Genomic DNA, 20,878 nt, shown 5'->3' on the forward strand with positions numbered 1-20,878 from the left:
ATGGACGGGAACGGCCCGGGGACCGCTAGTGCCTGAGGAAGCTGATTGCGTCGTCGTCTGTTAGCTGCTCAAACCGGTCGTAAAAGCTGCCCACCGCACCGAACTTTCCCGGCAGGTGCGGGCACAGGACCGCATCGGAGGCTTCCTCCACTGAGGCGACCGCTTCGACCGATGCCACCGGTGCGGCGGCAACCACGGCAGCGGCGCCTCCGCCCCGGACGGCCTCGAGGGCGGCCCGCATCGTGGCCCCGGTGGCCAGGCCGTCGTCCACCAGGAGCACGGTTTTGCCAGCGACGGCATGCTCCGTCCCAGGGTAGAGGTCCACGCGCCGGAGCAGTTCCGCGCGTTCCCGTTCCTCCACCGCGTCCAGCAGTTCCTGCCGGGCCCCCTCTTCGAGGATGCGCCGCACCAGGGATGTGTTCAAAAGGCGCACGATGCGGCCGTTGGCCCAGGCGAGGGCGCCGAAGGCAGTCTCTTCATGGCCGGGGATGCCGAGCTTGCGGACCAGCACGGTGCCCAGCGGCAAATGCAGTTCCTCCGCGACTGCGGCTGCCACCGGAAGACCGCCGCGGGCCAGGCCGAAGACCAGCGTATCCGGCCGGTCCCGGTAGCCGGCCAGCAGCTCAGCCAGGCGAATGCCTGCGTCGGTGCGGTCCTTGAATCGCCTGCGCATGTGTCCTCCCTGTGTCTTTCTTCAGGGTACCGCCGGCACTCGTCCCGGCCCCCGGTCATCCGGAGGGACCGCGGGCTACACCGCCAGGAACGAAACGGCGGCCTGCTTGAAAGCCCGGCTGGTGACGGCGTTGGTGTGGTTGCGTCCGGAAAGGGTCAGCACCTCCGCCATGGAGCCGGCGCCACGGGCCAGTTCCGCGAGTTTCGGAAGACTGTCCACCCGTTCATCCTGGTCGCCTGCCACCAGCAGCATCGGCACGTGCGGCACTGCCTCGGCGGGATCGTAGGGTTCGTCCTTGATGGCTTCGACGAGGGTCAGGAGCGCGAAGATGTTGTTGCTGGGCAGCAGCAGGGCCATCTTCAGCAGCCGCGCCGTTGACTCGTCCGCAATCGGCGTTCCGTCCGCCAGGTACCGCTGCGCGGCCACGAGGTCGAACGCAGCCAGCGGATCGGTGATGTTGGGTCCGCCCAGGACCAGGCGGTGCACGATTTCGGGCTGCGTCGCCCCGAACTCCCAGGCGAGCCTGGCGCCCAGGGAATAACCCACTACGTCCAGCCCGCTGGAAGGGTCGCCGTCCTGCACCGGCCGCACGCCGGCGTCGAACGCTGCCTGCAGGAGGTCCGCGCGGATCCTGCTGGGGGAGTAAGAGTCCCGGTCCTCCGGTGCGCCGCTGCGGCCATGGCCGGGCAGGTCGACCATGATCACCCTGCGCCCGGCCTCGAGCAGCGCGGGGAGCCAGCCGGTGTCCACCCAGTTCAGCTTGCTGGAGGAGGAAAAGCCGTGCACCAGCAGGACCGGCCGGAGCCCGGCATCGGTGTCAGGCTCATGGACCTCCGCGTACATCTGGGGGTCGGTGCCCTCCACGGTGTGCGCCTGCTGGGGTCCGGTGTGCCTGCCGCTCATGGTCTTAGTCCTCATCAAGTACGGCGCTCAGGCGGACCCGGCGCTTGGGGGCTTCATCCTTCGGCACCGTGCCCACCTGGTTCCCCGAAGGTACGCAACACTCTACCTGCCGGCCCAACTGGGTAGCACCAAGTGGCGTTTTGAGGGTTCAAAACGCCACTTGGCGCTACTTAGTTTCGGGCGTCCACCGGCTGGCGGGACCGGCCGCTGACCCTGGCGGCGATTTTGCAGGCGACGGCAATGCCGGCGATCAGGGCAAAAGTGCTGAACAGCTGGACGCGGCTGGCCTCCGCGCTGAAGCCCACCGCGAAGATCAAGGCCAGCAGGACGAGCCCGAGGATGGTCAGGGCCGGGAAGGCCTTCATGCGCAGGGGCAGGTCGAGGCCGTCACGGTCCGCGCGGCGGCGCAGGATCAGCTGGGAAACCAGGGCGGTGCCCCAGACCACCAGGCAGGTGGAGCCCACCAGTTGGAACAGCGCGGGCAGGATGCGCTCGGGGAACAGGAGTTCCAGTACGGTGGCCGCGAAGCCGAATGCCACCGAAACGGCAACGGCAAGCATGGGCACATGCGCACCGCTGAGGCGGGTCAGGAACCGGGGAGCCTCGGCGCGCTCCGCAAGTGAGTACACCATCCGGGAGGCGCCGTACAGGTTTGCGTTCAGGGCGGAGAGAAGGGCGACGACGGCCACCAGGGTGATCGCCGTCCCGGCGCCGGGGATGCGGGCAACATCCAGCACGCCCGCGAACGGGGACGCCAGGCCCTCCGACGAGGCGGGCAGGACGGCGGCGATCACGAAGACGGAGCCGATGTAGAAGACCAGGATCCGCCAGAGGACCGTGCGGATGGCCTTGGTCACGCTGTGCCGTGGATTCTCGGTTTCAGCTGCGGCCACGGAGACGATTTCCGTGCCGCCGAAGGCGAAGATGACCACGAACAGGGCGGACGCAATGCCCGCCAGTCCATGGGGGGCAAAGTCGGTGGTGAAGTTGCTCAGCCCTGGAGACTTCACGTCGGGCAAGAGGCCGAGCAGCAGGGCTGCGCCGATGACCAGGAACATCACGATGGCGGCCACCTTCAGGATGGCGAACCAAAACTCGAACTCGCCGAAGTTGCGGACACCAGCGAGGTTTATGGCGGTAAAGACCACCATAAAGACGAGCGCCAGTGCCCATACCGGAACTACGGGCCAAATCGAAAACAGGAGCCCTGCCGCGCCGAGCGCTTCGGCTGCGATGACCACCACCAGCTGGAACCACCAGAGCCAGCCGATCGTCGCCCCGGCAGTCCGGCCCATGGCGCGCTCTGCGTAGACGGAGAATGCGCCGCTGTTCGGGTTGGCCGCAGCCATTTCACCGAGCGCCCACATCACCAGGATGATGAGGGTGCCGGCCACCAGGTAGGAGACCAGGACGGCCGGGCCTGCCGCCTGGACGCCCGCGCCGGAGCCGAGGAAGAGGCCCGCGCCGATGGCGCTGCCCAGCCCCATCATGGTGAGCTGGCGGGATTTCATGCTGTGGCCCGCGGCGGCCGCCGGCCGTGCGGGAAGGGACTTCGTTGTCATGAGCAGGGGTGACCTTCTTGGGGTTAATGGGTGGGGCGCGTTGTGGGCCCATTCGAATTTACCGCCTGCCTGGCGGCTCCGGAGAATGAAGGGCGTGCAACCATGGAAGCAAGTTGTTCGGAAGATGGCGGGAATTCCATGCAAGTTGCGGACCCCTGCCGGCGTTGTGCAAGGAGTTTGCCCCATGGTTGATGCGCTGGATGCCAGGATTGTCCGATTCTTCACGGAGCAGCCGCGGGCTTCCGTCCTGGAAGCGTCGAGGACCCTGGGTGTAGCCCGGGCAACGGTCCAGTCGCGGCTGGACCGGATGGCGGAGACGGGCGTTATCAGCTCGTGGGTGCCGCAGCCCGATCCGGCCAGTTTTGGATTTCCGGTGGTGGCCTTCTGTTCGCTCACCATTAACCAGGACGCCGGCCACGACACTGTAGCGGAGGCGCTCGCCGCCATTCCCGAAATCATCGAGGTGCATACTGTCTCCGGCAGTTCTGACCTGATGGCCCGCGTGGCGGCCCGCTCCAACCCGGACCTGCAGCGGGTCCTGGACGCCATGATCGCCACGAAAATGGTGCAGCGGGCCTCCTCGGTCATCGTCCTCAATACGCACTTCCAGGGCCGGACGCTGAACCTGCTCGAGGCCGCCGCGACGTAGCCGCCCGGCGGCCCGCAGAAACATTTCCGCATCCGGGGCTGCAGCCGTAGAATTAGTTTTGGTCAACATGACTATAACTAGGACTGCCGCTGGGGCAGGTCCCCGGACTGGCCGAGGGCGGTGAATCGTGTTCAACAGTGCTGCGAACGTGTCGGAGCGCCGCACCGCGCCGCCCGCCCTGGCCATCTCCACGGTGATCTTTGCCCTGCGTCCCAGTGCCACCTCCGGACGCCCGACGCTCTGGCTGCCGCTGGTCCGCCGGATCCGGGAACCGTACAAGGGGATGTGGGCACTGCCGGGCGGGCCGCTCAGCCACGATGAGTCCCTGCAGGATGCGGCCTCCCGCAACCTGCGGGAAACCACCGGTCTTGCCCCCACCTACCTGGAGCAGCTCTACGCTTTCGGCGGCCTGCACCGCTCGCCGTCCCAACGGGTGGTGTCCATCGTGTACTGGGCCCTGGTCCAGCCCACCGAGGCGGCCCTGGCGGACGAATCGGAGAACGTCCGCTGGTTCCGTGCCGACCGCCCGGGCGAGCTGGCATTCGACCACAACACCATCGTGGACTACGCGCTCTGGCGCCTGCGGAACAAGCTGGCCTACGGGTCGGTTGCCTACCACCTGCTGGGCGAGTACTTCACGCTGGCCCAGGTCCGCGAGGTCTATGAAGCGGTCCTCGACCGCAGGCTGGATCCCGCAAACTTCCGCCGGCAGCTCAAGGCTGCCCCGGAGATCGAGGAAACCGGCGAATACCTCCAGGGCGGCAAACACCGCCCGCCCCGCCTTTACCGCTACACCGGCCGGCCCGGCCTGGATCCAGACAACAGGAGCACACCATGAGCAGCGTCAACACTGCCATCCAGCTGATCACGCGCGAGCAGGCCGCCAACAGCGCCACGGCCGCCGCCGGCACCTGCAGCCCCGCCCTCGCCAAGGGGCCCTGGGACTTCGACCTTGCCGAGGCGCTGGCAGGCGCGCCCGCGTACGGTCCGGGCGCTTCCAGCGGAGACACCGCACCCGCCAGCACGCCCCGCCAGGGCCAGCTTCCCGAGGAATACAAGAAGGCCAGCGACGAAGAACTGGCCGCCCGGATCCTGGCCGCCAAAGAGACGCTGGGGGACCGGGCCGTCATCCTGGGCCACTTCTACCAGCGCGACGAAGTGGTGCAGTACGCGGACTTCGTGGGTGATTCCTTCCAGCTGGCCAACGCGGCGCTGACCCGGCCCGACGCCGAGGCGATCATCTTCTGCGGAGTCCACTTCATGGCCGAGACCGCGGACATCCTCTCGTCGCCGGAACAGGCGGTGATCCTGCCCAACCTCGCGGCCGGCTGCTCCATGGCGGACATGGCGGACGCCGACTCCGTGGCCGAATGCTGGGAACAACTCGAGGAGATCTTCGGAACAGAGCCCGACGCCGACGGCCGGGTCCCGGTCCTTCCCGTCACCTACATGAACTCCTCCGCAGCCCTGAAGGCTTTCTGCGGCGAGCGCGGCGGGATCGTCTGCACCTCCTCGAATGCCGCAACGGTGCTGGAGTGGGCGTTTGAGCGTGCCCAGCGGGTGCTGTTCTTCCCTGACCAGCACCTGGGCCGCAACACCGCGAAGGCGTTGGGTGTCCCGCTGGAGCAGATGCCCATGTGGAACCCGCGCAAGGATCTGGGCGGGAACACCGAACAGGACCTGGTGGACTCGCGGGTTATCCTGTGGCACGGGTTCTGCTCCGTTCACAAGCGTTTCAATGTCGCGCAGATCGAGAAGGCCCGGGCGGACTTCCCGGGCGTCCAGGTCATCGTCCATCCCGAGTGCCCCATGGACGTGGTGGACGCCGCGGATTCGGCCGGTTCCACGGACTTCATCAAGAAGGCCATCGCGGCCGCCACGGAACCCACCACCTTTGCCATCGGCACTGAAATCAACATGGTGAACCGACTGGCCGCCGAGAACCCGCAGCACACCATCTTCTGCCTTGATCCGGTGATCTGCCCCTGCTCCACGATGTACCGGATTCACCCCGGCTACCTCGCCTGGGTGCTGGAGGAGCTCGTGGCCGGCCGGGTGGTCAACCAAATTACGGTGGATTCCTCGGTGCAGGCAAACGCCCGCACCGCACTGGAGCGCATGCTGGCCGCACGGCCCCAGGGCTAAGGCGTCCAGTCATGTCCACCTTTCCTACCACTGACCCGGCCGGGCACCATGGAGGCAGCACGCAGCGCCGGCTGATCGTCGTCGGCAGCGGCATTGCCGGACTGTACGCCGCGCTGCTCGCCGGGGAAGCCGGCGTCCCGGCAGTCCTTGTGACCAAGGGCGGCCTCGGCGAAAGCAACACGTGGTACGCCCAGGGCGGCATCTCTGCGGTGCTTGACGACCCTGCCCCGGGTGACACAGCGGCCGCGCACATCGCCGACACCCTGGCTGCCGGTGCCGGCCATTGCAACGAGGCGGCCGTGCGGGCCATGTGTACGGAAGCGCGCCGGGACATCGCGGGGCTGCGCCGCTTTGGCGTGCTTTTTGACGTAGAGCCCGACGGCGGTCCCGCCCTGGGCCTCGAAGCCGCCCACAGTGCCCCGCGGATCCTCCACGCGGGAGGGGACGCAACGGGCGCCCGGGTTTCGCACGCCCTGGTCCGCGCCGTCCTGGACCGGCAGGCCCGGGGGAGTATCAGCATCATCGCCGGCGCCCACGTCACAGCACTTATCCGGGACGGCGGACGGGTCACCGGCGTCCAATACCTGCGCGAAGGCCGCACCTGCACCCTTGCAGGCAGCGCCGTGCTGCTCGCCACCGGCGGGGCAGGGCAACTGTTTGCCCAGACCACCAACCCCGCCGTAGCTACGGCCGACGGGCTGGCGCTCGCCGTCCGTGCGGGCGCCGAGGTGGCCGACCTGGAGTTCTTCCAGTTCCACCCCACCTGCCTGGTCCGGACCACGGCTGCGACACCGGGCGCTGCCCAGGACGGACCGCTGCTCATCTCCGAAGCCGTCCGCGGCGATGGCGCGATCCTCCTGGACGCCGGCGGACGCCGCTTCATGCGCGCCTACCATCCGGACGCCGAACTGGCGCCGCGCGACGTCGTCTCCCGCAGCATCGCCCTGCACCTGGCCAAGGTCGGCGACCCCAACGGGCATGTGTACCTGGACGCGCGGGTCATCGAACAGGAACGGGGTGCCGGGTACCTTGCCTGGCGGTTCCCCACGCTGACCCAAAAAACCCTGGACGCCGGCATCGACTGGACCAGGGAACCCGTGCCCGTCGCGCCGGCCGCCCACTACTGGATGGGGGGAGTCGCCACCGATCTCTCCGCCCGGACCTCCGTACCCGGCCTCTACGCCGCCGGCGAGGTGGCCCGCACCGGCGTCCATGGCGCCAACCGGCTGGCCAGCAACTCGCTCCTCGAAGGGCTCGTCTTCGGCCGTCGCGCTGTTGAAGACTTCCTGGCGGGCAGCTCCGCAGGTCCCTCGGCGCCTGCGCTCCCGCCTCGCACCGGCGAACGCCTCGCAAGCTCGGCGGCCGGTGCGGACGCTCACGCGACAACGGCGCTGCCGGGACCTCCGGAGCTGCCATCGGGATCCGAGGTGACACAGCCCTGGTCCGTCAGGCGCGACGTCCATCCTGTTCCCGAACCTATCCAGTCCGCCACCGCGCGACCCACCCCGTTCTCACGGGAAGCCCTTCGGCGGTTGATGACTTCGCATGCCGGGGTATTGCGCACTGGGACGCTGTTGCGGGAGGCGGCTTTGGTGCTCGAGGGGTGGGCCGCCGTCGTCCGTCCTGACGCGGTGGATGCTGAACCGGTGGCTTCCGGTGATGCTGCTGCGCACGAGGACCGGAACCTGCTGCTGGCGGCGCAGCTGCTGGTTGCCGACGCGCTGCGCCGCCCCGATTCCCTCGGCGCCCATTACCGCAGCGACGATCCAGAAGAAACCCCCGTTTTCCGCCCGAAAGTGAGCCTTTTCCATGACTGAAACCAGCGTCCGTGTCCGCGGGCTTGATCTGGCCCTGCCGGCCGCCGCGGTGCGGGAGATCCTGGAACGGGCGTTCGCCGAAGACGCCCCCGCCGGGGACATTACATCCCAGCTGCTGATCCCTGCCTCGGCCCGGGCCACCGCTGTGCTCAACGCCCGGGTGCCCGGCGTCTTCAGCGGCGCCACCGTCTTCCGCGACGCCATGCTGCTGGTGGACCCGGCTATCAGCGTCGAACTGCTCGTCGCGGACGGGGAAACGTTCGACGCCGGCACGCACCTCGCCCGGGTCAGCGGCCCCGCGCGCCCGGTCCTCCTCGCGGAACGGGTCGCACTGAACCTGGTGCAGCGCATGTCCGCCATCGCCACCCGCACCGAGGAGTTCGTCCGCTTGGCCGAAGGGACCAAAGCCCGGATCACGGATACACGCAAAACCACCCCCGGCCTGCGCATTCTGGAACGCTTCGCCGTCCGGTGCGGCGGCGGCGCCAACCACCGGTACAGCCTGTCCGACGCGGTCCTGGCCAAGGACAACCACTTGGCCGTCATGACCGGCGGCGACCCCGCCAGGCTCACTGAACTGCTCGCTGCCGCGAAGGCCCAGCTGGGGCACACCACGCACTTCGAAGTGGAGGTGGACCGGATGGACCAGATCGAACCGGTCCTTGCCGCAGGCGTGGACACCATCATGCTGGACAACTTCACGGTGGAGGAACTGAAAGCCGGGGTTGCCCTGGTGGCGGGACGGGCACGCGTGGAGGCCAGCGGCAACGTCAACCAGGCCACCGTGGCCGCCATCGCCGCGTCGGGGGTGGACGTGATCTCCATCGGAGCCCTCACACACACCGTGGCCGCCCTGGACCTCGGCCTGGACGTCGAACTCAGCGTGGAGTAGGCCGTGATCTTCCTCGACGCCGCCGCCACGACGCCCGTGCGGCGCGAAGTGCTCGACGCCATGTGGCCCTACTTGAGCGGAGAGTTCGGCAACCCGTCCAGCCACCACAGCCTGGGGGAGTCGGCGGCCGCCGCGCTCGCGGACGCCCGTGCGTCCGTCGCCGCCGCCTTGGGCTGCCGGCCCGGGGAAGTGGTCTTCACCTCCGGCGGCACGGAAGCGGACAACCTGGCCGTCAAAGGCATTGCCCTGGCCCGGCAGGCAGCGGACCCTTGCTTGGACCGTGTGCTGGTCAGCGCCGTCGAACACCCCGCCGTGGAGGAATCCGCACGGTACCTGGCGAAGTACCACGGCTTCACCGTGGACGTGGTGGCCGTGGACAGGGACGGGCTGGTCAGCCCTGAAGCTTTCGCCGCCGCGCTGCGGCCCGGCACCGCGGTGGCCAGCATCATGTACGCCAACAACGAGGTCGGCACCGTCCAGCCGGTCGCTGAGTTGGCTGCGCTGGCCCGGGACCGCGGCATCCCGCTCCATACCGACGCCGTCCAGGCGGCCGGCTGGCTGCCGCTGGATGTCCGCGGGCTCGGTGTCGACGCGCTCAGCATTTCGGGGCACAAGCTCGGGGCACCCAAAGGCTGCGGGGCGCTGTATGTGCGGAGCCGGACCCCGCTGGAACCGCTGGTCCACGGCGGCGGCCAGGAACGCGGCCGCAGGTCCGGGACGTCCAATGTTGCCGGGGCGGTGGGGCTGGCCACGGCACTGTCGCTGGTACAGACGCGGCAGCCAGAAGAAGCAGGGAGGGTTACGGCCCTCCGCGACGCTTTCATCCGCGCCATACTCTCCAGCGTGCCGGGTGCTGAGCTCACGGGGCACCCGGTCCACCGCCTGCCGTCGGTGGCCTCCTTCTGTTTCCCAGGCACGAGCGGGGAGTCCGTGCTGCTGGAACTTGAACGGCAGGGCGTGGTGTGCTCCAGCGGCTCAGCCTGCGCTGCGGGATCCGACGAACCCTCTCCCGTGCTGACCGCCATGGGTGTTCCGGCCGCGGTGGCGCAGACCGCCGTCCGGTTCAGCTTCGACGCCTCCGTCACCAGGGAGGACCTGGACGCGGCCGCCCGCGCGGCGGCTGCAGCCGTGGCCGGAGTCAGGTCCCTGGGAACCCGCTAGCGGCGGGATCCTGGCAGTACCGGGCACGTCGGAAAATCCAGTGCCGCAGCAGAGTGAAGCGCACGGCCGTGGCCACGAAACAGGCAAGCGTGGTCGCCAGCAGTTCCTGCCCCACCGTGGCGCCGGGATGAAGCCAATGCAGGATGCCCAGGCTGCCCCGGTGCCGGCGCCTAGTACGGCCCGTCCTGGTACAGCTCGCCGGCCGGGATCTCCACCGCGAGCCGGTTCGCAGGCCCCGGCAGGGGGCACGCCCATGCCTCGTTGTAGGCGCACGACGGGTTGTAGGCGAAGTTGAAGTCCAGCACGAAAGCGCCGTCCTTGCCGCCGGTTCCATGGAACGCCCCCTTGATGGTGTCCAGCAGGTAGCGTCCGGCGCCATAGGTTCCGCCGGGCTGGCCGGCAGTGGCATCCCGGAACGGCAGGAAGATTCCTCCGCCGTAACCGCGGAGCTTCCAGACGGCGAGCTGGCCCATTTCGGGGAGGTCGAAGGTGCCCAGCCGGACGAAGTTCACCACGCCGTCGGTACCGGTCTCCACGCTCATCTCACGTCCGGCACCCTCTTTGGTCAGCGGGACGTGGAAACGGTAGATCGGATCATAGTCCGCAGTCCGCAGCCCGGAGAAGCTGGCCTTGCCCTTGGCAGTCAGCGGCGAAGCGGGATGGGTGGCGAACATGAGGTCGCGCTGGTGGCGCCAGTAGGAGTGCGCCTCGGCCGGGTTGTCCGCGGCTATCCTGCGTACCGCGTCGTACAGGGCAAACGTCCGCAGCCGCCAGTCGGCAACATCGAGGGCGGACATTTCCGCCAGTTCTTCCTGCATTCCGCCGTGCTGCTCTTCCGCCATACGTCCACCCTAGTGCCCCGGAACCACAGCCGGAGTACGACGCCGGCATGCGCCAAGGTGCCTTGCCGCATCGGGGAGCCGCCGTGGCGCCCGCCTGCCGGGAAGCTAGGCTGGCTGTATGAGAGGCCAGGCTGCACGCACACCCTATCCGGCCACCGCTCCTGCGCTCTTTGCGGCAGCGGCGCTGTTCCTTTCGGGCTGCACCGGCCCGGGAGGCGGCGGGTCCGGGTGGACGGCCGCGCCCGAGGCGCCACCGGCATCCGAAGCGGCAGGCGAGGACCCCGGCGCCACCGCCACCTCCAGCCCCTCGGCAACTTCACCAGGCACTGCGGACCCGTCGGCCGGGCCGCAGCCCGCAGCCACCGCGTCCGCCTGGAAAACCTACTCGGCTCCGGACAAGTCGGTCTCCTTCGAACTGCCGGAGGGATGGATCGTTCAGTCCGTGTCGACTGCGAAAGGCACCCTGGCAGGCGCGCTCGCACTCGAGGTGAAGAAGCCCGACGGGACTTTCATGGCCGCGCTCCGGACGGGACTCCCGCCGTCGTCCGCCACATGCTCCGAAGCCGCCAAGCGGGAATACACGGTGCTCAGCAGCGTCCCGGCGGGAAACCTGGCCGCGGGGTCGGTGGCCGGAACCATCCCGCCCCGGGTGGTGTTCCGCGTCATCAAGGGGTACCGGTACTTCGGCTCGTACGGCATCACCAACGTGGTGGCCGGGACCGACGGCCGGGCCTGCGAACTCCGGAATACAGTCCGCGGACCGGCTGCCAAGGGCGACTACTCGTTCGGTGACGTCCCCGTGCTGCGGGCGTTCGCCGCGGATGAAAAGGTGGCCCCGGCCAAGGCGTTCAACACCCTGGCGGAGGCGGGGGAGTACGCGGCGGAAAGCGAAGACTTTGCCAACGTGCAGCGGATGCTAATGTCTCTGGAGATCGAAGACTAGTCCAGCTGCCGGCCGCCACCTTGGGCCGGAACGTGCGGGGGCTGGCTTCCCGCCGTCCACACCCCGGAGAGTCATGGAACGCACCGTTTCCGCACGCCTGGTCTTCAAGACCACCGCCAACACCAAGGTGGCCATGGCCATCGCTGTCGCGGAAAACAGCGGGTACTCCCGCTTCGACGAATCGCTGTCCGTCGAGGCCGGCGGCGTACAAGTACCCCTGACCGCCGTGGCGGACCATCACGGCGGCCGGTTCCACTACATGGAGTTCACTGAGCCGGCCGAGGTCACCGTGGACTACGCGGCCACCGTGTCCGGCCGCGGGCTGCCGCAGGAGGCCGACCTGGCGGACCGCATCCGGTACGTCCGACCCAGCCGGTACGCCGAATCAGACCGACTCCTGCCCACTGCCTACGCCACGTTCGGCCAGGCACAGGGCGCCGCTCTGGTCAGGGAAGTCCGCGCCTGGGTGCACCGGGAACTGCGCTACATCAGCGGGTCCTCGCGCGGCACGGACGGCGCCGTGGAGACGCTGCTCGCCCGCCGGGGCGTGTGCCGGGACTTTGCCCACCTGACCATCGCCCTGCTGCGGTCCAAGGACGTACCCGCGCGGCTCGCGGCCGTTTACGCACCCGGTCTGAAACCCATGGACTTTCACGCGGTGGCCGAGGCCTGGGTGGACGGAGCCTGGCATGTCATCGACCCCACGGGCCTCGCGCCGCGCGAATCAATGCTGCGCATCACCGCCGGACGGGATTCGTCGGACACGGCGTTCCTGTCCACGGTGGGCGGCAGCCTGGCCCTCAGCCAGCTGCGGGTCTCCGCAGAGGTCAGCGGAACCCTGCCGGCCGAGGATCCGGAAGCGATGGTCCGGCTCGGCTGAATCCAGCCCTACCGCGCCGGGCGCTGCGGCAGTGACGCCCGCAGCTTGTCCGTCAGCCGCTGGAGCTCCTTCTGCTCCGCGGCCGTCAGTGCCGGGGTCATCAACTCGGCGATGTCCCGGACGTGCTCGCGCCCGATTTCTTTCTGGAGTTCCTGGCCGGCTTCGGTGAGCTTAAGCAATACGCCCCGGCCATCGTCCGGGGCGGGCATCCGGGCCACCAGCCCGCGCTTCTCAAGACGTTCCACCAGCCTGCTCAGGCTCGACTGGCTGAGCAGGACATTGTCGTTCAGCTCATTGAGCCGGAGCCATCCGGACGGGCACCGGGACAGGGTGAACAGCACGTCGTACTCGTTGACCGCCAGCCTGCGGAAGGCGGGGCCGGACTGTAGCCGCCGCATCACCGCAACCTGGGTTCGGAACAGGGACTCCCACGTTTCGGCAGCCAGCCGCACGGGGGACGCTGAGGTTTCGCCGGCCACCTATGCCCCCGCCCGGGTTTCGGAAGCCTCCTGCGCCGCCACCGAGGCTGCGAGGCGGTTGGCGTGGATGGGCGGATCCGGGACGTGTGCAGGCTTCTTGTCCGCGTACTCCTTGCGGAGGACCGGGAGGACTTCCTCGCCGAACAGGTCCAGCTGCTCCAGCACCGTCTTCAGCGGCAGGCCGGCATGGTCGATCAGGAACAGCTGCCGCTGGTAGTCGCCGAAGTATTCGCGGAAGGTCAGGGTCTTCTCGATGACTTCCTGAGGGCTGCCCACCGTGAGCGGGGTCTGGGCGGTGAAGTCCTCCAGCGACGGGCCATGGCCGTACACGGGCGCATTGTCGAAGTAGGGCCGGAACTCCTTCACGGCGTCCTGCGAGTTCTTCCGCATGAAGAACTGTCCGCCAAGCCCCACGATGGCCTGGTCTGCCTTCCCGTGGCCGTAGTGCTCGTAGCGTTCGCGGTACAGGCCGATCAGCTGCTGGTAGTGCTCCTTGGGCCAGAAGATGTTGTTGGCGAAGAAGCCGTCACCAAAGTAGGCCGCCACTTCGGCGATCTGCGGCGTGCGGATGGAGCCGTGCCACACGAAGGGCGGCACACCGTCCAGCGGGCGGGGCGTGGACGTGAAGTTCTGCAGCGGCGTCCGGAACTTGCCGGACCAGTTCACGGTGTCCTCGTCCCACAGCTTGCGCAGCAGGCTGTAGTTCTCGATGGCCAGTTCCACGCCGTCCTGGATGTTCTTACCGAACCAGGGGTACACCGGTGCAGTGTTGCCGCGGCCCAGGACCAGGTCCACGCGGCCGTCTGCCAGGTGCTGGAGCATGGCGAAGTCCTCGGCGATCTTGACCGGATCGTTCGTGGTGATCAGCGTGGTCGCCGTGGAAAGGATGATCCGCTCCGTCTGGGCGGCGATGTAGGCCAGCGTGGTGGTGGGGGAGGAGGAGAAGAACGGCCGGTTGTGGTGCTCGCCGAGGGCATACACATCCATGCCGATTTCTTCGACCTTCTTGGCGATGGCCACCGATGCCTTGATGCGTTCGTGCTCGGTGGGAGTCCGGCCGGTGGTGGGGTCGGTGGTGATGTCGCTGACGCTGAAAACACCGATCTGCATGGTGTGCCTTTCCGTTGCGGGACCGCTTGAATTGGTTTAATAGTAAACCAATTTAGATGCATTTGCATCTATTGCCTCGTGTAACGTCTTTATCGGCCGAATATTCCCGCCGGCAGCCATGAGCTCAGCCTGCCTGCTCCGGACCTCCGTTGGCCGCCCGCCGCCCGCTGACCTTGGGCACCATTCCCGTGGTCCAATCCCGGAATTCGTCCTCGACGTCGGACGCGGACACGAATTCCGGACGTTCCTTCAGTTCGCGCAGCAGGGCCTTCTTCTCGCGCCGGCCCTCCACCAGCCGGTATAGCACGGGTACCAGGACGAGCGTCAACGCAGTGGAGGAGACCAGGCCGCCAACCACGACGACGGCGAGCGGCTGGGAGATAAAGCCGCCTCCCCCGGTAAGTCCCATGGCCATCGGCGTCAGGGCAAAGACGGTGGCCAGCGCAGTCATCAGGATCGGCCGGAGCCGCTGGCGCGCGCCGTGGGTGATGGCGTCCTGGACGTTCATGGCCGGTCTGCCCTCCCCGGGCCGGCGGTACTGGTTGATGAGGTCGATGAGCACGATGGCGTTGGTCACCACGATGCCCACCAGCATCAGCATGCCGATCAGCGAGGGGAGGCCCAGGGGGACGCCGGTGACCAGCAGCAGCGCCACCGCTCCGGTGGCCGCGAACGGAACCGATACCAGCAGGATCAGCGGCTGGACCAGGGATTTGAACGTGGCCACCATGATCACGTAGACGATGGCGATCGCCGCGAGGAGGGCCAGCCCCAGTTGCCGGAACGATTCGGCCTGCTGCGTGGTGGCACCGCCCAGCTCCGCGGTGACGCCTGGAGGAAGGCCAACGCCGGCAAGGCGCTTTTCCACTTCCGCACTTACGGCACCCAAATTGGAGCCGGACGGCGTGATCGATACCTTCGCGGTCCGCTGGCCGTTACTCGCGGTGATGCTCACCGGGACGTCCACCTGCTCCACGCTGGCGATACTGCCAAGACGGACCGGACCGCGGGCTCCGGGCAAGGCGATATCCCGGACCGCTTCGATACTGGTGAAGCGCGTTCCCTTGCCGATCCGGACAGGAAAGTCGGTAGTGCCGATGCGCACTTCACCGGCCGGCACCGGGCTGATGGTGGAGGCGAGCACACCGGCCACCTGTTCTTCGTTGAGGCCGGCAGCCACCGTCTTGGCCCGGTCCACCCGGACCTGGACTACGGGCTGGCCCTCTGAGAGGTTGGTGGCCACCTCGCTGGTGCCCGGCGTGCCTTCCATCGCTGCGACCATGGCGTCGCTCGCGGTCCGGAGGTCCGCCGTCGTTGCCGCCTTCAGCGTGATGTCGACGGTGGAGGAGGTGCCGAAACCGCCCTGCTGGGTCCCCACGGACACCTTGCCGGATCCGGGCACCTTGGCCAGTTCGGCGCGGACTGTCTCCCGCAGCTCGTCCTGGTCCGCCTTTTCGTCCGTCACCACGGTGAAAGTGGAGTTGGAGGACCCCGTGGAGACGAGCGCGGCAAACCCCGCCTGCGCGTTCCCGGAGGTCACCTGGATGTCCTTGACGCCGTCGATGGTCTGCAGCGCCTCCTCCAGCCGGGTGGCGGCGGCGCTGGTGTCCGCGAGGCTGGTGCCCGGGGGAAGGACCTGCCGGACTGTCATACTGTTCTGCCCTGAACCGCCCAGCAGGTTCGTGGCCAGCAGCGGTGTCATGGCCGCGGTTGCGCCCAGCACCAGGACGGCCGCCACCAGCGTGGTCACGGGATGCTTCTGGGTGGTCCGGAGGATGGGCAGGTAGCCGCGCTGGAGCCTGCTCCGCTGTTCGGAGGCCAGCGCCTTGGCGCGGGCTTCGGCGGCATGCGCCCGGGCCGCGGGGGTCCCGGACGAGAGTCCGACGGCGGCTCCCGGGTTCCTGAGGAACCAGTACGCCAGTACGGGGACGATGGTCAGTGAAACCAGCAGCGAGGCCAGCAGCGCCATGGTGACGGTCAGGGCGAAAGGGCGGAACAGTTCGCCGGCGAGCTCGCCTACGAAGGCGATTGGCAGGAAGACGGCCACGGTGGTCAGCGTCGATGCGGTGATGGCGCCGGCCACCTCGCGGATGGCCGTGAGGATGGCGGTGACCTTGTCCTCGCCATAGGTGAGGTGGCGCTTGATGTTCTCGATGACCACGATCGAATCGTCCACCACGCGGCCGATCGCGATGGTCAAGGCGCCGAGGGTGAGGATGTTGAGCGAGTAGCCGGTCGCGGAGAGGCCTATGAACGTGACCAGCAGAGACAGCGGGATGGAGACCGCCGTGACCAGCGTGGAGCGGGTGGACATCAGGAACACCAGGATGACCGCCACGGCGAAGCCCAGGCCCAGCAGGCCCTCCGTGGTCAGGTCCTTGATGGACTTCTCGATGAACGGCGCCTGGTCGAAGACAGGAGTGAACTTGGCATTGGAGCCGAGTTCGGCCTCAAGTTCAGCCAGCGAATCGCGGACGGCGTGGGAAATCCCCACCGTGTCGCCCTCCGGCTTCTTGGTAACGGATACCGCGAGCGTTTCTTCCCCGTTGGTCCGGGTGATGGACGTCCGCTCATCGTCCTGGATTGAGACGTCGGCCACCGAGCCGACAGTGGCTGCCTTCTTTGCCCCGGAGAGGGGGAGGGCGCGGATCGCATCGATGGAGTCCACCGGGCTACCGATCTGCAGCGAGAGCGTCTTGCCTTTTTCCTCAAGGGTTCCGGCGGGGATGAGCGCACCGTTGTTGGAAAGGGCATCGCGGATGGCGCTGATGCCGGTGCCGGCGGCGGCCATATCCCTGGTCCGCGGCAGGATCTCGATGTGCTGGGTGGCCCCGCCAGTGACGTCGGCGCCGCGGACGCCGTCAATCTTCTGCAGGCGCGGCACGCTCAGCCGCTGCAGGTCTGCGTTGAGCTCGCTAAGCGGCTTGTCCGAGGACACGGCCAGGAAGACGATGGGGAAATCGCTGATGTTGCCGGCAATGGCCTGCGGCTGGACGTCTTCGGGCAGGGTGCGCTTGGCGTTGGAGATGGCCCGGTCAATCTGGTTCCGGGCCCGGTCCAGGTCCGCGCCGTAGGTGAAGGCCAGGGTGATCTGGGAGACGCCGTTGCGCGACGTGGAGGAAGTGGATTCCAGCCCCTCCACGCCGTTCAGCGCGGTTTCCAGGGGAGCGCTGACCTGCTTGTCCACCACTTCCGGCGAGGCGCCGGGCATGGCGGTGAGCACCGTAATCTGCGGAAACTCAATCGAGGGAATGAGTTCCTGCTTCAGCGAGGACATGGTGATCACGCCGAAGACGGAGGCAAAGACGGTGATCAGTGCGATCAGGGCCCGGTTCGCCAGTGAAAGGTGTGCCAGCCTGAACATCGCATGTTCTCCCGGTGGTGGTCAGAAGCTGGCGGAAATACTTTCCAGCTGGAGGGACTTGGCCGTTGCCTTTTCAAGCTCCATGGCGAGGTCCGGATTTTCATCCAGCTTCACCCCGTAGCCGGGCATCATGTCCTTCAGCTTGGACTGCCAGCCCTTGAAGTTCCGGGGGAACGTCTTCTGCAGCAGCTCGATCATGATGGGCACTGCAGTAGACGCACCCGGGGATGCGCCCAACAGTGCACCGATGGAGCCGTCGCGGCCGGCGATCACCTCGGTGCCGAACTGCAGGACACCGCCCTTTTGCGGGTCCTTCTTAATGATCTGTACACGCTGGCCGGCCGTGATCAGTTCCCAGTCGCCGTCGCGCGCCTCGGGGTAGTACTCCCGCAGGGCTTCAACCTTGTCGCCGTGACGCTTGGCCACCTCTTTGATGAGGTAGGCCGTGAGGTCCATGTTGTCCTTCGCCACAGCCAGCATGGGGATGATGTTCCCGGGCCGGATGGACAGGGGCAGGTCCAGGTAGGAGCCGTTCTTGAGGAAGTTGGTGGAGAAGCCGGCGTAGGGTCCGAAGAGGAGGGACCGCTTGCCGTTGACATAGCGGGTGTCCAGATGGGGAACGGACATGGGCGGTGCTCCGACGGAGGCCTGGCCGTAGACCTTGGCGCTGTGCTGGGCCGCGATGGTTTCGTCAGTGCACCGGAAGAACTGTCCGGAGACCGGGAACCCTCCATAGCCCTTGCTCTCGGGGATGCCGGAGGCCTGGAGCAGGTGCAGGGCGCCGCCGCCGGCGCCTACGAAAACGAACTTGGCGTGGATCTTGCCGTGCTCACCGGAACGGGGGTATTTCAGCGAAAGGTCCCAACCGCCGTCGGCCGCCCGGGAGATTCCGGTGACATCGTGGCCGTAGTTGACCTCCACCCCATTGTTGGCCAGGTAGGTGGTGAGTTCGCGGGTCAGCGCGCCGAAGTCGACGTCGGTGCCCTCGGCGGCGCGGGTGGCTGCAATCTGCTGCTTGGGGTCACGGCCCTTGACGATCAGCGGCGCCCACTTGGCGATCTGGCCGTGGTCCTCGGAGTACTCCATGCTCCGGAACAGCGTGTGGGACTTCAGCGCCTCGTAGCGGGTCCTAAGGAACCGGCTGTGGTCCTCGCCGATGACGAAGCTCATGTGTGGAACTGTGTTGATGAAGCCCTTGGGGGAACCGATCAGGTTCTGGTCCACGAGGTGGGACCAGAACTGGCGGGACAGCTGGAACTGCTCGTTGATGTGCAGGGCCTTGGCGGGGTTCACCGAGCCGTCCTTGGCTGCGGGGGAGTAGTTGAGCTCGCAGAGCGCAGCGTGGCCGGTTCCGGCGTTGTTCCAGGGGCCGGAGCTTTCCAGCCCCGGCTCGTCCAGCCGTTCGAAGAGCGAGATGGTCCAGTTCGGCTCCAGCTGCTTAAGGAAAGCCCCCAGCGTGGCGCTCATGATGCCTCCGCCAATCAGGACGACGTCGGCATGAGGGGTTTTGGAAATGAAGGTCACGATCAGTCTCCGATTGCTGCGGCTCTGGCTGTCACAGAATATCCCCGCCCGGCGGACATACTGAAATTGAGCCGGTCCGTCAAGGCTTTAGCTGGACCTTCGTGAAAACTTCATGCAGCACGGGAGAAGCCGGGTAGCTGAGGACCCGGTCCGAGAGGGCCAGCGCCGAGATGGGGAATGCGATGGGAACGGCCGGGACGGTGGCCGCGATCTGTTCATTGATGGTGTGATACAGCTCATCCCGCTCGTCGCCCTGGGGGAGCCCCCGGGCGCGGTTGATCTTGGCGAAGACCTGCGGATCCTGGTAGCCGAATTCACCGTTCTTCTCACCGAACAGTGGGCCCACGAAGTTATCCGCGTCCGAATAGGAGCCATTCCAGCCGAGGAGATGCAGCGCGTGGTCCCCGGCCGACTGCACGTCGTGGAGGTAGCCTTCTGACCACTCCACCGGGACCGGGCGGATATTGAAGCCGGCGGCCGTGAGCTGCCGGCTGATTTCGGCGTAGACCTTTTCCGGCGTGGGCAGGTAGGGCCGGGTGACGTTGAGCGGATAGTAGAACTTCAGCGGCTCGCCTGCATAGCCGGCCTCCTGGAGGTACTTTTTCGCCTTGGTCAGGTCATGTCCCAGCTCGGGCGCGTCGTTGTTGAATCCGCTGATCTTGGGCGGCACGAATTGGGTCGCCTTGCCGGTGTTGTCGATGAAGAAGCGCCGGATCAGCGTGTCCTTGTCGATTGCCATTTCAATCGCCTGCCGCACCTTGAGCTTGCGCAGCACCGGAATTTCCTGGTTGATCCCGACATACATGACGGAGAACGGGTCCCGCTGGACGATCTGCTTGCCCCGCTTGACCAGTTGGTCGAAGTTTCCCACGGTCACGGCGTCGTAGCCATCGATCGTGCCTTCCAGGAGGGCGTGCAGGCGAGCCTGGGGGTGGGTGTAGGCCTTGAAGTTGATGGTGGCGATCTGGCCGCGGTCACCCCAGTACGAATCGTTGGTGGCGAGTGTGACGCTCGATTCGTCCCACGCGGTGAGACGGAACGGTCCGGTGCCCACAGGGCGGGTGGCGAACCGGGAGAGCCGCTGGCCGGCCCGGTCCTGGTCCAGCACGTCGGCGGTGTCCTTTGCGAGCGCCGCCGGAGACGCGATCGCGAACGCGGGCAGTGTCAGTGCCTGGAGGAAGGCGGTGAAGCGCTGGTTCAGGTCGATCCGGACCGTGTGCGCCGATACCGCTGTGCAGCCCTTGAAGATCGAAAGTCCGGCGTCGTCCGCATGTGCCTTGAACACCCCTTTAAAGGAGATACCGGGAGCCTGGTCGCGGAGGGCACGGGGCAGGGCGAACCACCGGTTGAAATTGGTGCACACCGCCTCGGCATTAAAAGGAGTGCCGTCCTGGAATGTGACGTCCGTCCGGAGCCTAAAGGTGTAGGAGCGGCCCTCGTTGGACTCGCTCCATTCGGTGGCGAGGAGCGGCGTGGGCTGGCCCGTGGTCTGGTCAACACCCACCAGGCCCTCCATGATCTGGCGGGTTATGCGCTGGGACTCCACGTCGTTGGAGAGGGCGGGATCCAGGCCGAGCGGCTGCGCGGCGGTGCCGAAGTTGAAGGTCGCGGTGGGGCTTGTCCCTGCCCTGGAACCAGGGGAGCCCTGAGATGGCGACGGACCGGGCGCGCCTGTGCACGACGTTGCCCCCAATGCCAGGAAGGCGGCTCCGGTCAGGAGGACAGTCCGCCGCGATGTACTGCTGGGCACTCGTTACCACCTCGGGATGTTCCGGCTCCGCCGCCTGCGGGCCGGACCCCAGTCTAATTGACGCAGCTTGGCGGCGGGGGGGGGGCCGGGGGGGGGGGGGGCCCCCCCCCGGCGCGGGTTGGGCCCACGCCCCGGGTGGAGGTGGGCCCGTGGCGCAACCCCACCCAAGACCCCGGGGGGCAGT

At 67.5% G+C, this 20,878-nt stretch carries 17 protein-coding genes and 1 pseudogene; 8 read left to right on the top strand and 10 right to left on the bottom strand.

Going from position 1 to position 20,878, the window contains the following annotated elements; all coding sequences use genetic code 11:
- Positions 1–25: 25 nt before the first annotated feature.
- The 3 genes from ACIQC0_RS15600 to ACIQC0_RS15610 form a co-directional block, all read right to left on the bottom strand.
- On the bottom strand, positions 26–673 hold the full coding sequence (locus tag ACIQC0_RS15600) for a phosphoribosyltransferase (protein WP_377216893.1): 648 nt from the start codon (positions 671–673) through the stop codon (positions 26–28).
- A 75-nt stretch (positions 674–748) separates the two neighbouring features.
- Positions 749–1,576, bottom strand: coding sequence for an alpha/beta fold hydrolase (locus ACIQC0_RS15605; protein WP_400536294.1), 828 nt, complete (start codon positions 1,574–1,576; stop codon positions 749–751).
- Between the two features lie 170 nt (positions 1,577–1,746).
- On the bottom strand, positions 1,747–3,138 hold the full coding sequence (locus ACIQC0_RS15610; RefSeq protein ID WP_400536297.1) for an amino acid permease: 1,392 nt from the start codon (positions 3,136–3,138) through the stop codon (positions 1,747–1,749).
- Positions 3,139–3,322: 184 nt separating this feature from the next.
- On the opposite strand from ACIQC0_RS15610, the gene ACIQC0_RS15615 reads away from it, so the two are divergent.
- The 6 genes from ACIQC0_RS15615 (at position 3,323) to ACIQC0_RS15640 (ending at position 9,802) form a co-directional block, all read left to right on the top strand.
- The gene (locus ACIQC0_RS15615) at positions 3,323–3,787 is read left to right on the top strand and encodes an Lrp/AsnC family transcriptional regulator (protein ID WP_377216890.1); all 465 of its coding nucleotides are present in this window, start codon (positions 3,323–3,325) and stop codon (positions 3,785–3,787) included.
- A 127-nt stretch (positions 3,788–3,914) separates the two neighbouring features.
- The gene (locus ACIQC0_RS15620; protein WP_377216889.1) at positions 3,915–4,625 is read left to right on the top strand and encodes an NrtR DNA-binding winged helix domain-containing protein; all 711 of its coding nucleotides are present in this window, start codon (positions 3,915–3,917) and stop codon (positions 4,623–4,625) included.
- Positions 4,622–5,932, top strand: coding sequence for a quinolinate synthase NadA (nadA, locus tag ACIQC0_RS15625; protein ID WP_400536302.1), 1,311 nt, complete (start codon positions 4,622–4,624; stop codon positions 5,930–5,932). Before ACIQC0_RS15620 ends, nadA begins: the two co-directional genes overlap by 4 nt.
- Before the next feature lie 11 nt (positions 5,933–5,943).
- Positions 5,944–7,749 (top strand): L-aspartate oxidase, encoded by a 1,806-nt coding sequence (gene nadB / locus ACIQC0_RS15630; protein ID WP_400536305.1) that lies wholly within the window; start codon positions 5,944–5,946, stop codon positions 7,747–7,749.
- Positions 7,742–8,641 (top strand): carboxylating nicotinate-nucleotide diphosphorylase, encoded by a 900-nt coding sequence (nadC, locus tag ACIQC0_RS15635; protein WP_400536308.1) that lies wholly within the window; start codon positions 7,742–7,744, stop codon positions 8,639–8,641. The genes nadB and nadC overlap by 8 nt, the downstream gene beginning before the upstream one ends.
- A gap of 3 nt (positions 8,642–8,644) precedes the next feature.
- Positions 8,645–9,802 carry a cysteine desulfurase family protein gene (locus tag ACIQC0_RS15640; RefSeq protein WP_400536310.1) on the top strand — a complete coding sequence of 386 codons (1,158 nt, stop codon included), beginning with the start codon at positions 8,645–8,647 and terminating at the stop codon, positions 9,800–9,802.
- On the opposite strand, the pseudogene ACIQC0_RS15645 reads toward ACIQC0_RS15640, so the two are convergent.
- Both ACIQC0_RS15645 and ACIQC0_RS15650 read right to left on the bottom strand, forming a co-directional pair.
- Positions 9,780–9,959, bottom strand: a pseudogene (locus ACIQC0_RS15645) (hypothetical protein); the annotation flags it as partial. The gene ACIQC0_RS15640 and the pseudogene ACIQC0_RS15645 overlap by 23 nt on opposite strands.
- A 13-nt stretch (positions 9,960–9,972) precedes the next feature.
- On the bottom strand, positions 9,973–10,644 hold the full coding sequence (locus ACIQC0_RS15650) for a DUF1684 domain-containing protein (protein ID WP_400536313.1): 672 nt from the start codon (positions 10,642–10,644) through the stop codon (positions 9,973–9,975).
- A 118-nt stretch (positions 10,645–10,762) separates the two neighbouring features.
- Here ACIQC0_RS15650 and ACIQC0_RS15655 point away from each other — a divergent pair, with 118 nt between their 5' ends.
- Positions 10,763–11,587: a hypothetical protein gene (locus tag ACIQC0_RS15655; RefSeq protein ID WP_400536316.1), complete on the top strand. Its 825-nt coding sequence runs from the start codon at positions 10,763–10,765 to the stop codon at positions 11,585–11,587.
- 73 nt (positions 11,588–11,660) lie between these two features.
- Positions 11,661–12,467, top strand: a complete 807-nt coding sequence (locus ACIQC0_RS15660; RefSeq protein ID WP_377216882.1) for a transglutaminase family protein — start codon at positions 11,661–11,663, stop codon at positions 12,465–12,467.
- 8 nt (positions 12,468–12,475) lie between these two features.
- Here the strand turns inward: ACIQC0_RS15660 and ACIQC0_RS15665 are convergent, their stop codons facing one another.
- The 5 genes from ACIQC0_RS15665 to ACIQC0_RS15685 form a co-directional block, all read right to left on the bottom strand.
- Positions 12,476–12,946, bottom strand: a complete 471-nt coding sequence (locus ACIQC0_RS15665) for a MarR family winged helix-turn-helix transcriptional regulator (RefSeq protein WP_377216881.1) — start codon at positions 12,944–12,946, stop codon at positions 12,476–12,478.
- The gene (locus ACIQC0_RS15670) at positions 12,947–14,056 is read right to left on the bottom strand and encodes an LLM class flavin-dependent oxidoreductase (RefSeq protein WP_377216880.1); all 1,110 of its coding nucleotides are present in this window, start codon (positions 14,054–14,056) and stop codon (positions 12,947–12,949) included. It lies immediately after the preceding gene.
- 124 nt (positions 14,057–14,180) lie between these two features.
- The gene (locus ACIQC0_RS15675; RefSeq protein ID WP_400536321.1) at positions 14,181–17,420 is read right to left on the bottom strand and encodes an efflux RND transporter permease subunit; all 3,240 of its coding nucleotides are present in this window, start codon (positions 17,418–17,420) and stop codon (positions 14,181–14,183) included.
- Positions 17,421–17,441: 21 nt separating this feature from the next.
- Positions 17,442–18,944, bottom strand: a complete 1,503-nt coding sequence (locus tag ACIQC0_RS15680; protein WP_377216878.1) for a malate:quinone oxidoreductase — start codon at positions 18,942–18,944, stop codon at positions 17,442–17,444.
- A gap of 79 nt (positions 18,945–19,023) precedes the next feature.
- Positions 19,024–20,694 (bottom strand): ABC transporter substrate-binding protein, encoded by a 1,671-nt coding sequence (locus ACIQC0_RS15685; protein WP_377216877.1) that lies wholly within the window; start codon positions 20,692–20,694, stop codon positions 19,024–19,026.
- Between the last annotated feature and the right edge of the window lie 184 nt (positions 20,695–20,878).

This window comes from Pseudarthrobacter sp. NPDC092419, from assembly GCF_044755045.1.
In the GTDB taxonomy this organism is placed as follows: domain Bacteria; phylum Actinomycetota; class Actinomycetes; order Actinomycetales; family Micrococcaceae; genus Arthrobacter.